At 27.9% G+C, this 13,528-nt stretch carries 12 protein-coding genes; 11 read left to right on the forward strand and 1 reads right to left on the reverse strand.

The features are described 5' to 3' along the window. The first annotated feature begins 130 nt into the window (after positions 1-130). Positions 131-913 (forward strand): PhzF family phenazine biosynthesis protein, encoded by a 783-nt coding sequence (locus KGF48_RS07625; RefSeq protein ID WP_227867887.1) that lies wholly within the window; start codon positions 131-133, stop codon positions 911-913. A gap of 209 nt (positions 914-1,122) precedes the next feature. Continuing rightward, on the forward strand, positions 1,123-1,542 hold the full coding sequence (locus KGF48_RS07630) for a YjdF family protein (RefSeq protein ID WP_227828492.1): 420 nt from the start codon (positions 1,123-1,125) through the stop codon (positions 1,540-1,542). A gap of 110 nt (positions 1,543-1,652) precedes the next feature. On the opposite strand, the gene KGF48_RS07635 is transcribed toward KGF48_RS07630, so the two are convergent. Next, positions 1,653-1,916, reverse strand: a complete 264-nt coding sequence (locus tag KGF48_RS07635) for a DUF1294 domain-containing protein (RefSeq protein WP_227828493.1) — start codon at positions 1,914-1,916, stop codon at positions 1,653-1,655. 239 nt (positions 1,917-2,155) lie between these two features. On the opposite strand from KGF48_RS07635, the gene KGF48_RS07640 reads away from it, so the two are divergent. The 9 genes from KGF48_RS07640 (at position 2,156) to KGF48_RS07680 (ending at position 13,323) form a co-directional block, all read left to right on the forward strand. Beyond that, on the forward strand, positions 2,156-2,857 hold the full coding sequence (locus KGF48_RS07640) for a B3/4 domain-containing protein (protein ID WP_227828494.1): 702 nt from the start codon (positions 2,156-2,158) through the stop codon (positions 2,855-2,857). Positions 2,858-2,939: 82 nt separating this feature from the next. Next, complete coding sequence (locus KGF48_RS07645; protein WP_227828495.1) at positions 2,940-3,548, forward strand: NUDIX hydrolase; 609 nt, start codon at positions 2,940-2,942, stop codon at positions 3,546-3,548. 467 nt (positions 3,549-4,015) lie between these two features. Further along, positions 4,016-5,032 (forward strand): type I glyceraldehyde-3-phosphate dehydrogenase, encoded by a 1,017-nt coding sequence (gap, locus tag KGF48_RS07650; RefSeq protein WP_227840967.1) that lies wholly within the window; start codon positions 4,016-4,018, stop codon positions 5,030-5,032. 380 nt (positions 5,033-5,412) lie between these two features. Continuing rightward, positions 5,413-6,582 carry a hypothetical protein gene (locus KGF48_RS07655; protein WP_227828497.1) on the forward strand — a complete coding sequence of 390 codons (1,170 nt, stop codon included), beginning with the start codon at positions 5,413-5,415 and terminating at the stop codon, positions 6,580-6,582. A 388-nt stretch (positions 6,583-6,970) separates the two neighbouring features. Next, complete coding sequence (locus KGF48_RS07660; RefSeq protein ID WP_227867888.1) at positions 6,971-11,227, forward strand: 2-hydroxyacyl-CoA dehydratase; 4,257 nt, start codon at positions 6,971-6,973, stop codon at positions 11,225-11,227. Positions 11,228-11,373: 146 nt separating this feature from the next. Then, a complete protein-coding gene (locus KGF48_RS07665; protein WP_227867889.1) occupies positions 11,374-11,868 on the forward strand; it encodes a methylated-DNA--[protein]-cysteine S-methyltransferase in 495 nt (164 codons plus the stop codon). Between the two features lie 86 nt (positions 11,869-11,954). Beyond that, positions 11,955-12,332: a C-GCAxxG-C-C family (seleno)protein gene (locus KGF48_RS07670; protein WP_227828500.1), complete on the forward strand. Its 378-nt coding sequence runs from the start codon at positions 11,955-11,957 to the stop codon at positions 12,330-12,332. A gap of 344 nt (positions 12,333-12,676) precedes the next feature. Further along, positions 12,677-13,117 (forward strand): SufBD protein, encoded by a 441-nt coding sequence (locus KGF48_RS07675; protein ID WP_227828501.1) that lies wholly within the window; start codon positions 12,677-12,679, stop codon positions 13,115-13,117. A gap of 53 nt (positions 13,118-13,170) precedes the next feature. Next, on the forward strand, positions 13,171-13,323 hold the full coding sequence (locus KGF48_RS07680) for a hypothetical protein (RefSeq protein WP_227840571.1): 153 nt from the start codon (positions 13,171-13,173) through the stop codon (positions 13,321-13,323). The last annotated feature ends 205 nt before the right edge of the window (positions 13,324-13,528 follow it).

Consider the following 13,528-nt stretch of genomic DNA (forward strand, 5'->3'; position numbering starts at 1 on the left):
ATCATTATCAAAAGTAGATAAATATATTATATAGATTCATAAGAAATAGTAATTTGTTTTGATTATTTAAATATGAGATAATATAATATGAATGTATTCCTAACTTTAAATTAGAAAGAAGGTATGAATAATGAAATATTATGTAGTTGATGCATTTACAAATAGATTATTTAAAGGAAATCCTGCTGGTGTCTGCGTTCTTGAAAAGGGATTATCATTAGAATTAATGCAGAAAATAGCAACAGAGAATAATCTTCCAGAAACAGCTTTTGTAGTTGAAAATGATGGAAATTATGATTTACGATGGTTTACACCTAAAGCAGAAATTGATTTATGTGGTCATGCAACTTTAGCCGCAGCTTATGTTATATCCAATTTTATTGATATAGATATTCAGAAAATTTGTTTTTTTACTCAAAGCGGAAATCTTGAAGTTACACGAAATGGAAATCTATATGAAATGATATTTCCAAACAGAGAACCTGTTGAAATTGAATTATCATTACAACAACGTAGTTTACTAGGTTGTACACCAGTGGCTATCTACTCTTCAAGAGATTTAATATTGTTACTAAATAATGAACAAGAAGTTATAGACTATATACCTAATTATCAAGATTTAAGTAAATTAACAGATTGGTTAGGTGTTATAATTACATCACAAGGGACTGATACAGATTTTGTCTCTCGATATTTTTGTCCAGAATTAGACTCAGAAGACCCTGTTACAGGTTCATCTCATTGTAGTCTCATACCATATTGGGCTGAAAAGTTGGGAAAAGATAAAATGATAGCATCACAACTTTCTAATCGTGGTGGTATTATTCAGTGTGAATTATTAAGGGATAATGTTGTAAAAATTTCTGGAGAAGCAGCTTTATTTATGCATGGAGAAATAATGTATAATATTTAAAGAAAAATAGTTAAAGTTGTTAATAGCAATAATAAAGAAGATAAATTTATGTCAACATTGACAAATTAAAATAAAAAAGTTAGTATTTAATTGACGAAGATAAAAACACAGTCTGGTTGGTAGTCCAGACGCAGCAATTGCTGTCAGTAACCTGCCTCCTTGGTTGTCCATTCTTTAGAAATAAAGTAAATAAATAGGAGGAACTAGCAATGGATAATGTTAGTGGAAAATTAACAGTCTTATTTGAAGAACCGTTTTGGATAGGTGTATTCGAAAGACAAGATAGTAAAAAATATGAGGTATGTAGGGTAGTTTTTGGAGCAGAACCAAAGGATGTAGAAGTATATGAATTCATACTTGAAAAGTTCTTTTCATTAAATTTTGGAAGCATTAAATTGGAGAAAAATGTATCTAAAGATAACATTGGATACAAAAGGATGCAGAGAAAAGTAAAAAAAGAACAGGCTAAAGAAACTATAGGAACTAAAGCACAAAATGCTCTTAAGCTTCAATATGAAGAAAGAAAACAAGATAAAAAAATCCTATCTAAATCTAGAAAAGAAGAAGAAAAAGAAAGACTTTTTAATTTGAAACAAGAGAAAAGAAAAGCCAAACATAAAGGTCATTAATCTAATTGGTTGGATTTTTATGAATTGCTAGATAAAAGGTGTATAAAATTAAAAATTTTATACACCTTAAATTATTAATAAAGATAGAATTACTATATTTAAAAATCACTTTAAAGCATATAAAAATATAATAATAACAGTTGTAGTAATATTATAAATGGTATCCCAAGTGTAAATTTAATATGCTTAGTTTTATGTCTAAAAGAATACATTCCAATGATAGAACCTATGCTACCCCCAATTATTGCTATGGTAATAAGGGTAGCTTCTTTTATTCTCCATTTATTTTTTATTGCTTTTTTCTTATCAATATACATTGAAGAGAAACCAATAATATTAATAATTATAAAATATATAGAAATCAAATTTTTCACAATATTACCTCCGTAAGACGTATAATAAAAATATATTATACATTATAAATCAAGAATATTTTTTTTAAAAGCCTAATCTACAATTACTATATATAAAATATTTCATAAGAAGTAATATTATATTAATTGGAAAATTTTAAAAAATTAAACAATTGCTAAAATAGGGGGTATATTTATAAGACATAAAGTGATAAAATTTACTTAGAAAATAATGTAAAATAACAGGAGGACAAGGCAAAATGAAATTCATAGTAGAAAAAGAAGTATTTGATAAATTAGAAAATGTATGTTTTGGTGTAGTAGTTGCAAAAGGAATAGACAATACTAAAGAAATTGAAAGAATAAATAATCTTTTAGATATAAGTATAGACAGAGTAGAAGAGTACTTTAAAGATAAAAAGGTAAAAGAAGCAGAAGAAATTATACCTTATAGAGAAGCATTTAGAAGTCTAGGAATGAATCCAAATAAATTTATGAGTTCGATAGAAGCAATGACAACAAGAGTTGCTAAAAATAAAAAACTTCCACATATAAATCCTATTGTAGACTTAGGAAATTCTATTTCATTAAAATATCTACTTCCAATGGGTGCACATGATATGGATTTTAGAGATGATGATGTATTTGTTAGATTTTCAAAAAAAGGGGATAAATTTATTCCATTTGGAGAAACTGAAGTTGAGTTGATGGAAGAAGGAGAATTAATTTATTCTGTTGGAGATATGGTAAAAACTAGAAGATGGATATGGAGACAAGGTGAAGAAGGAAAAATTACAAGTAGTTCAAAAAATATATTTTTCCCTATAGATGGTTTTACTGATGCAAATTTAGATAAAGTAATGAGTGCAAGGGAAGAATTAGCAAAATTATTAAAAGAAATATTTGATTGTGAAATTAAAGTAGGGTTCATAGATAAAGATAACTTAGAAATGGAAATATAAGAAACTGTATCCAATACTTATTTTAAATTATTATGTATATAATTACTTAAAGGTATTTAAATAAAGAGAGGTCGTAGTAAATTTGAAAAAAACTATAATAAAGAATATAAATCCATTGGTTGAAAGTAAGTTTATGGGACTTTTTGAAATTGAGTATAAAAATAAGCTAGATGAAGATAAGGTATGGATGGTAGCATCAAGGAAAAGCAGTGAGCAATTAAAAAGTATTTATCTTGAAAATAAGGCAGATAGTGCAGATGCAGTCGCAATAGTAGGTCTTCATAAAAGTAGCAAAAAATTAATTTTAATAAAACAATTTAGAGTACCTATTAATGGATATATATACGAATTGCCAGCGGGTCTTATTGATAAGGGTGAATCTATAGATATTTCTGTTGAAAGAGAACTTAGAGAGGAAACAGGGCTTACTCTTTTAGAAATTCAAAAAAATAAGAGTAATGAGAAAGTCTATCTATCTCCTGGTATGAGTGATGAATCGATTGCATTTGTTTACTGTATATGTGATGGTAATATAACTGATGAATTTTTAGAACCAGATGAAGATATTGAAGCTATTTTAGTTTCACAAGATGAAGCAAAAGAAATTTTACAGAGTAATCATAAGATAGATACAAAAGCATTTTTAATTTTACAAATGTTTGTAAGTTTAGGAACTAAATTATTTGAATAATTATACAGAAAAGAGATTGTATTATGTGAGTGAGTAAAGTATAAAAATTTATTTTATTCATATAATGATATAATCTCTTTTTTATTTTATTTTTTTAAGCTGTAAAGTAATCAATACAAAAACATACAAGGATTATTTTTAGGTAATCTTTATATGTTTTTGTATTGAGAGATAATCTTTTAATACATATTGTATTTTCAAATGTAAATATAGTTTAAAAATTCAAAAAAATGGTGGTGAAATATGTCCCAAGGGACATTGGGCAAAATACGTCCCTCTAGCCTATTTATATTAAAAAGTATATACTAAATAAGGGTCAAAAGAGATAAAAATGATACACTAATTGTCTTTTGATAATAAAAAAACACAGAATTTAATTATTTAATCTAGAAAAAGTATTGAACAAATGAATTGTTTAGTGTACAATAATCATGTAAAAACATAGTAATGGAGGGAGACATTTCATAATGAAAATTAAGGTAGGAATGAACGGATTTGGAAGAATAGGAAGAGCTGTGTTGAGAATAGCTCAAGAAGAATTAGGAGATAATATAGAAATTGTAGCCATAAATGCAAGAGCAACAACAGAGTCTTTGGCACATTTATTTACATATGATTCATGTTACGGAACTTTTAGAGGTGAGGTAGAAGCAAAGGATGAAGATACACTAATAGTAAACTCTAAAGAAATAAAAATATTGAGATATAATGACCCAGAAGAATTACCATGGAAAGAATTAGGGGTTGATATAGTTATAGAATCAACAGGATTATTTACACAAAGAGAAAAAGCAGAAAAACACATTAAAGCAGGTGCAAAAAAAGTAATAATAACAGCTCCAGGAAAAAATGAAGATATAACTATAGTTGTTGGAGTTAATGAAGAACAATATGATAATGAAAAGCATAATATAATCTCAAATGCATCTTGTACTACAAATTGTCTAGCACCATTTGCTAAAGTATTGGACGAAAAATTTGGTATAGTAAAAGGTTTAATGACTACTGTACATTCATATACTAACGATCAAAGAATATTAGATAAGAGCCACAAAGACTTGAGAAGAGCGAGAGCAGCGGCTGAATCTATAATACCTACCACTACAGGAGCAGCAAAAGCTGTGTCAAGAGTATTACCACAATTAGAAGGAAAATTAAATGGTTTTTCACTTAGAGTGCCAACACCAACAGTTTCACTTGTTGATTTAGTATGTGAACTTAAAGAAAACGTTACAGCCGAGCAAGTGAATTCTGTACTAAAAGAAGCTGCTGAAGGAGAATTAAAGGGTGTTTTAGGATACTGTGACAAACCACTTGTTTCTATAGATTACAGAGGCGATTCAAGATCATCTATCATAGATGCTCTGTCCACAATGGTTATAGAGGACAATATGGTCAAAGTAGTTTCATGGTATGATAATGAATGGGGATATTCTTCAAGAACTGTTGACTTGGTAAAATATATAGCTGAAAAATTAAAATAGTAGATAACTTAAAAAAAATTTTTGAAAAAATTTTATAAAAATAAAAGAAAGATTATGAAAAATATTGAAGGAAAAAATTTTTCATAATCTTTTTTGGTTCATGTAAAAGATACAAGTTACAACTTGTTAGTGGATATTAGGTCGTTAGAGTGGGATATGTCTATTTAGTAAGAAATTGTATTATTTTATATATGAAAGATAATATGTCGAAAACTTGCAGAAATCTGAAAAATTTTTATTATTGGAATACTGGTTTTCATTTTAAATATGATAAAAAAATGACAAATAAAGTTGCAAAGAGTAATATTTATAAGTATAATTAAAAAAGAGAAAAGGTTTTGTTAAGCTTTACAACAAAAGAAAAGAAGGGATGATTCAAAATGGAGAAGTTAACAGACAGGAGACAGGTTAAGGCAGTAAGCATGGAGACATTCGTTTTCATAATATTACTAATAGTTGGATTTGGCTATGTTGGTAGCATTATGGGAGCAGGAATGATGTTTAAAGTAATAATGAGTACAGCACATGCTTTACTATTAGAGACAGTTTTCTTAATTATGGCTATGGCAGTTCTTGCAGGCGCATTAAGCGCACTACTTTCAGAGTTTGGAGTAATAGCATTAATTAATAAAATTTTCGCTATATTTATGAAGCCTTTATATGGATTACCTGGTGCTAGTATAGCAGGAGCTATAACAACTTATTTATCAGATAATCCAGCTATTATACCTTTTGCTAAAGATAAAACATTCACACAGTATTTTAAACAATATCAAGTTCCAGCACTATGTAATTTAGGAACAGCTTTTGGTATGGGACTTATCTTAACAACATTTATGATATCTCAAGGTACAGAATATGTATTGCCAGCATTGATTGGTAACTTAGGCGCAGTAATAGGTAGTGTTGTAAGTGTTAGAATAATGTTGACATTTACTAAGAAGTTTTATAACTATAATCCAGAAGAAGATAAAGCAGCAGGAACATTAGAGAAAAAAGCTGAATTTAGAGAAATAAGAGAAGGAAATGTATTCCAAAGAGGTCTAGATGCTATTCTTGAAGGTGGTAAGATGGGCGTAGACATGGGAATGGCTATAATCCCTGGTGTCCTAGTAGTGTGTACATTAGTTATGCTATTAACTTTTGGACCATCTACAGACCCTGTTACAGGTCAAGAGGTTTATACAGGAGCTGCATATGAAGGAATAAAATTACTTCCAGTTCTTGGAGATAAGCTTGGATTTATATTAGAGCCATTATTTGGATTTACATCACCAGAGGCAATAGCATTTCCTATAACTTCATTAGGAGCTGTTGGAGCAGCAATGTCTTTAGTTCCAGAATTTATAAAATCAGGAGCTATAACTCCTAATGATATAGCAGTATTTACAGCAATGGGTATGTGCTGGAGTGGATATTTAAGTACACATATTGGTATGATGGATGCATTAAACGCTAGACAATTAGCTGGGAAAGCAATTCTTTCTCATACAATAGGTGGTTTATGTGCAGGAGCAGCAGCTCACTTTATATTTATGCTCGTATCATAAATATGATAAATAGAAATAATTAAAATAAAAAATAATATACAAAAAAATGGTTGTCTATATGCAATAAGAAATTGTGTACTGACAACTATTTTTTTTGAATGAAGATATTTTATAATATATGAACATTAAATTGGTATTAGAGTTAAGTTATATTTATGTAAAAAGTAACAAAAATCTGTAGAAATTTATGACAAAATTTAGTACACTAACTATATGTTCTTATTTAAAATTTAAAGGTATGATTAGAAATTACCTAGTAGAGTAAGATTGATTAATAAAAGAATCATAAAACAAAAATATTAATCATAAAAATTATAAAATAACTTACTTAAAATAAAACCATAGAACTTACAAAAATTAAAAAAGCATATAAGTATGGAGGGGTACAATGGATGAATTATTTCATATAGGAATTGATGTAGGTTCTACAACAGTAAAGGTTGTGGTACTTAATAATAACAATATAGTTCATAAAGAGTATAAAAGACATTATTCTGATGTGAAGAAATCAGTTAAAGAAGTACTAAATGGAATATACGAAAAATTGGGAGATATAAATGCAACCATTATAATAACTGGTTCAGGAGGAATTGGAATCTCAAAAAAACTTGGGGTGAAATTTGTCCAAGAAGTTATATCTAGTACAAAATCAATAGAATATTTCCATCCGGAAACTGATGTTGTTATAGAACTTGGAGGAGAAGATGCAAAAATAACCTATTTAAGTGGAGGAATAGATCAAAGAATGAACGGTATATGTGCAGGTGGTACTGGAGCATTCATAGACCAAATGGCTTCGCTTTTAAAGACAGATGCTAGTGGTTTAAATGAATTAGCTAAAGGCTACAATGTTATTTACCCAATAGCCTCAAGATGTGGTGTTTTTGCTAAAACCGACATTCAACCTCTTATAAATGATGGAGCTAAGCAGACTGATATAGCAATGAGTATTTTTAATGCAGTTGTCGTACAAACAGTAAGTGTTCTTTCTTGTGGAAGAAAAATAGAAGGCAATGTTGCATTTTTAGGTGGGCCATTGTATTTTTTATCTGAACTTAGAGAAGCTTTTAAAAGAGTACTAGATTTAAAAGATGAAAATGTAATTTTCCCAGAAGATGCACAGCTTTATATTGCTATTGGAGCAGGATTATTATCAGTAGATGAAGATAGTATAAAACTTAAATCTCTAATAGAAAAACTAGACAATATAAAAAACATTGAAGATGGAGAGGTAAATTTATTAGAACCTTTATTTAAAGATAGAAATGAGTATGAAGAATTTTTTAAAAGACATGAAAAAGAAAAAATAGATTATGTAGATATAAATTCAATTAATAAAAATTGTTATCTAGGAATTGATGCAGGTTCTACTACTACTAAGGCCGCGCTTATTGATGAAGATGGGAATTTAGTATATTCTTATTATAATAGTAATGAAGGAAATCCACTAAAAACAACAATCAAGGTCATAAATGAAATATATGATATATTACCAAAAGACGTTAAAATCTTGAGTTCAACTGTAACTGGATATGGAGAGGGGCTTATTAAAAAAGCATTAAAAATAGATAATGGGGAAATAGAGACTATAGCACATTATAAAGCTGCTAAATTTTTTAATAAAGATGTAGACTTTATACTTGATATTGGTGGTCAAGATATGAAGTGCTTAAAAATAAAAGATGGTGTAATTGATAATATAATATTAAATGAGGCTTGCTCATCAGGCTGTGGTTCATTTTTAGAGACCTTTGCAAGTTCTTTATCTATGACAATAGAGGAATTTGCACATGAAGGTGTCTATTCTCAAAGTCCTGTAGATTTAGGTTCAAGATGTACTGTGTTTATGAATTCGAGAGTAAAACAATCTCAAAAAGAAGGAGCAAGTGTTGGAGATATATCAGCAGGCTTATCCTATTCTGTAATAAAGAATGCTTTATTTAAAGTAATAAAAATCAGAGATTTAAATGAGATTGGAAATAATATTGTTGTACAAGGTGGAACATTTTACAATGATTTAGTACTTAGAAGTTTTGAAAGGTTAATTGGCAAAAATGTAATTAGACCTAATATTTCTGGAATTATGGGTGCTTTTGGTTCAGCTCTTATAGCCAGAGAGAAGTATGAAAGTGGATATCAAACATCTTTATTATCTAAAGAAGAATTGAATAGTATAAAATTAGAATCAAGTGTAATTAGATGTAAAGGATGCTCAAATCATTGTCTTCTTACAATAAACAAATTTTCTGATAATGAAATTTTTATTTCAGGAAATAGATGTGAGAAGGGAGAAGCCATTTATGGCGATAAAAAGATAGGTTTAGAAAAGAAAAACACCATAAATCTATTTAAGTATAAATATGACAGGATTTTTAAATACAAACCATTAGAAAAAGATAAGGCAAAAAAAGGAGAGATAGGAATACCAAGAGTATTAAATATGTATGAAGATTATCCATTTTGGTTTACATTTTTCAATGATATGGGATTTAGAGTTGTACTTTCAGATAGGTCATCAAAACAATTATATGAAACTGGTATAACTAGCATTGCTTCTGAAACAGTGTGTTATCCTGGGAAATTAGTTCATGGGCATATAGAAAATCTAATTTCAAAAGGAATAAAAAATATATTTTATCCAAGTGTGACCAATGAAAATAAAGAGGATTTAAGTGCAGATAATTATTATAATTGTCCTGTTGTAATATCCTATTCTGAAGTAATAAAAAATAATGTGGAAAATATAAGAAACAAAAATATAAATTACATAAATCCATTTATAAGTTTAAATGATAAGGCAAAGTTGAAAAAGAGACTTCATGAGGAATTATCAAAACGTTTTACTGGTATAAATATAACTAAGGAAGAAATTAATCATGCAGTTGATAAAGCTACTGATGAACAAAATTCATTTAAAATGGAGATGCAAGCAGCAGGCGAAAGAGCACTTAAGGAGATAAAAGAGAGAAACTTAAAGGGAATTGTATTATGTGGTAGACCATATCATATAGATCCAGAAATAAATCATGGAATGCCAGAGCTTATAAATTCTTTAGACATGGCAGTGCTTACTGAAGATTCTATATGTCACTTAGCAAATATGCAAAGACCACTTAGAGTTGTAGACCAATGGGTCTATCATTCAAGATTATACAAAGCAGCTAGTTTTGTAAGAGATAAAAATTATTTAGAATTGGTTCAACTTAATTCATTTGGGTGTGGCTTAGATGCAGTAACTACAGACCAAGTTCAAGAAATACTTAATGAAAAATCTAAAATATATACTATTATAAAAATTGATGAAGGTAATAATTTAGGAGCTGCAAAGATAAGAATGAGGTCTTTAAAAGCAGCTATGTTTGAAAGAGAAAGTAAAAATATAGATGTAAAAAATATGAAAGTAGATAGAATACAGTATGCAAAGAATAATCAAATAACGAACAAACATACTATATTAGCACCGCAAATGTCACCTATACATTTTCAATTTCTTGAAGAAGCTGTAAATTTGAGTGGATATAAGATAGAAATTTTAAAAGATACAGATAGTAGTGTTATTGAGGAAGGTTTGAGATATGTAAATAATGATGCTTGTTACCCAGCTATAATAGTAGTAGGTCAATTAATAACAGCATTAAAGTCTGGAAAATATGATTTAAATAATACATCTGTTGCAATAACTCAAACTGGTGGCGGTTGTAGAGCTACAAATTATATTGGATTTTTAAGAAAAGCTATGTATGATGCAGGATTTAAAGATGTCCCAGTTATTGCACTTAGTGTAAATGGAATAGAAGATAGTGGAATAATGGATAATGTATCGCTAAAATTAATCAATAGACTTTTTATGGCTGTTGTGTATGGAGATTTATTAATGAAAGTACTCTATAAAGTGAGACCATATGAGAAAGTTATTGGAAGTACAAATGCTCTATATGAAAAATGGGTTGATATATGTAAAAAATCTCTTGTCAAAGCTAAAATTTCTGTATTTACTAAAAATATAAAAGAGATAGTAAATGAGTTTGACAACCTAGAGATATTAGATATTAAAAAACCTAAAGTAGGTTTAGTTGGAGAAATATTAGTGAAATTTCATCCAATTGCAAACAATAATCTAGTGAATATATTAGAGCGAGAAGGAGCCGAAGCAGTTGTACCAGACCTTACAAATTTCTTTTTAAGTTGTGCGTTTAATACTATTTATAAGCACACTCATTTAGAAGGAAGTAGAAAAAGTAGAATGATAGGGGAATCCTTTATATACATAACAAGTATATACCAAAGGGTATATAAAAAAGCACTTGATAAAAGTAAAAGATTTTATGCTCCAGGAAATATAAAAACAGTTGCGAAGGATACAGAACCAGTAGTATCATTAGGAAATCAAACTGGAGAAGGATGGCTTTTAACAGGTGAGATGGTTGAATTATTAAATGAAGGTGTGGAAAATATCATTTGTATGCAACCTTTTGGATGTTTACCTAATCATATAATTGGTAAAGGTTCCATAAAAGAATTAAAAAGGTTATATAAGAATGCAAATATAATTCCTATTGATTATGACCCTTCTGCAAGTGAGGTGAATCAGCTTAACAGGATAAAACTTATGCTTTCTAAAGCTTTTAAAAATATAGAAGATTAAGGTTTCACATGTTGAAAATTTATAGCTTTCTAAATAAGCTACTATTATATTAATAATTATAAAAAGAGTTACTCTATATTTTTTAGGGTAACTCTTTATTACTTGAAAAATTATATGTATACTAATATAAAAGGGGGGGAAGTTATATGAATTTAGTATATGATGTTTATGAGTCTAAAATAGGAAATTTGTACATATTGAGTGAAGATGGTTTTGTAGTTAGCGTAGATATAGGAGATGAAAAATTTAATAGTTTAAAAGAAGAATATATTAAAAAAGGAATAGATATAAAAAGAAGTAAAGAAGATTTAAAAGAAGCAATAAATCAGATAGACGATTATTTTAATGGAAAAAGAAAAAAATTTGATTTAAAAATACATGTTGATGGTACTGAATTCCAAAAATCTGTCTATGAAGAAATGTTAAAAATACCTTATGGAAAAACACTATCATACTCAGAAATAGCACAAAATATAAATAATCCAAAGTCTGTTAGAGCAATTGGACAAGCAAGTAAAAGCAATAAAATCCCAATAATAATACCTTGTCACAGAGTTGTTGGTAAAAACAATGTTGGTGGATATATGGGAAATCATTCTGACTTAAAAAAAATATTATTAGATTTAGAAAAAAATAGTTAAATTGGTTAAAAGTGATTTTTTTGTTAATATTTGATATAATTATGTTAGAAGAAATTTTTAATTTACGATGATAAGGGGGAGTTTTAATGTGCAATAAAGTTATAGCATCAAAATATCATGAAAAGGGGTTCAATTGTGCAGAGTCAGTTATAAAAGCATATAATGAAGAGTTTAATACAGATATACCAGTTTGTTTAGGTAGTGGATTAGGTTCAGGCTGTGGAGTTGCTAGTTTATGTGGTGCAGTAAACGCCTCAAATATAATAATTGGATATGTAAGAGGTAGAAACCATGAAGGTGAAAGCACTAAAGCTAAAGCATATGCTAAAGATTTGACAACAACAGTAAGAAATGAGTACGGTTCAGAGTTATGTATAGACTTAAAAAAAGATTTAGTTGCATGTAGAGAGATAATGGATTTTGCATATGATAGTTTAAAAGAAACTTTAAAAAAGGAACTATAATAAATATAAGCTATAGAATATAAGCTATTTGATATAATATATTTAATAAGTCTATTATATTATAACTTATTAGTTGCAAATAAAACGCAATGAACTTTAAAAGAATATTAGATTTTATATTATAAAGACGCTCAGAAAGGAGCGTCTTTTTGCTAGTATAATTTAGAAAAAAGTTATATTATTTATTAACAGAATTTAAATGACAGTTGAGTATTAGCATTCATTGATGTAAATCAGCTTAATTAACAGATAATATTTATATAGGTATCTCAATTATTTCTATTTATTTTTTGTTATGTTATACTCAGCTTAAATAAATATTTGTTACAAAGGAGATGAAAGTATTGGAAAATATTGATTTGCTTATTAATGACTTATGTTCAAAAAATCACACTGAAGCATATAAAACTTTTTTATTTCTAGAAAATGAAAGCAAAAAATCAAACATTACATACTGTTTCTTTGATTATTTTCTAGAGATGATTAATAATGAAAGTTCATATATTCGTACAAGAGGACTGTCATTAATAGTTGCAAATGCTAAGTGGGATACTGATAATAAAATTGAAATGAATATAGATAGTATACTAAGTCACATAGTGGATAAAAAGCCTTCTGTGGCGAGAAATTTTATTCAGTCATTACCTAATATTACAAAATATAAGAAACAACTTATTCATCGTATAAGAAGGGAATTAAGTAATGCAGATATAAGTATTTATAATGATAATATGAAACCATTAGTAGAAAAGGATATAAGTAATACTTTATCTAATCTTGAGTAAAGATATATTATCTAAATTTTACCAGTTGATATCATCATTAGGGATTAATTTTTTTGACAATAGCAAGAAATGTGAAAACAGCTAAGACAGAATTATGTACAATCATACTAGAAGGAGGCATTATGAAAACTAATTTAGAAACAATACAGGATGTAGTTGATAAGGATGGTAAAAGTTTGATTGAATATTGGGTTCTAATTTTATGAGTATTATAATATGCTTGAATATATAGACTAAATAAAAGTAGTAAAAATTGTTGTAATGAGTAAAAGCTTTATATGTTAAAAGAGAATATACATAATTTAATGGTAGTTTTGAAATAACAAATTAAAGCTATCATTTTTATTTTGAAAAATCATTCAATGAAATAGATTCAGTTTGTTAAATGTATTATTTATAAAATTATAGATA

Origin of the sequence: Clostridioides sp. ZZV15-6388, assembly GCF_020657755.1 — a bacterium.
In the GTDB taxonomy this organism is placed as follows: Bacteria; Bacillota; Clostridia; order Peptostreptococcales; family Peptostreptococcaceae; genus Clostridioides.

Coding starts and splice junctions, on each gene's coding strand:
- KGF48_RS07660 (WP_227867888.1), top strand. CDS start 6,971: ATGGATGAATTATTTCATATAGGAATTGATGTAGGTTCTACAACAGTA.
- KGF48_RS07655 (WP_227828497.1), top strand. CDS start 5,413: ATGGAGAAGTTAACAGACAGGAGACAGGTTAAGGCAGTAAGCATGGAG.
- KGF48_RS07630 (WP_227828492.1), top strand. CDS start 1,123: ATGGATAATGTTAGTGGAAAATTAACAGTCTTATTTGAAGAACCGTTT.
- KGF48_RS07670 (WP_227828500.1), top strand. CDS start 11,955: ATGTGCAATAAAGTTATAGCATCAAAATATCATGAAAAGGGGTTCAAT.
- gap (WP_227840967.1), top strand. CDS start 4,016: ATGAAAATTAAGGTAGGAATGAACGGATTTGGAAGAATAGGAAGAGCT.
- KGF48_RS07640 (WP_227828494.1), top strand. CDS start 2,156: ATGAAATTCATAGTAGAAAAAGAAGTATTTGATAAATTAGAAAATGTA.
- KGF48_RS07665 (WP_227867889.1), top strand. CDS start 11,374: ATGAATTTAGTATATGATGTTTATGAGTCTAAAATAGGAAATTTGTAC.
- KGF48_RS07625 (WP_227867887.1), top strand. CDS start 131: ATGAAATATTATGTAGTTGATGCATTTACAAATAGATTATTTAAAGGA.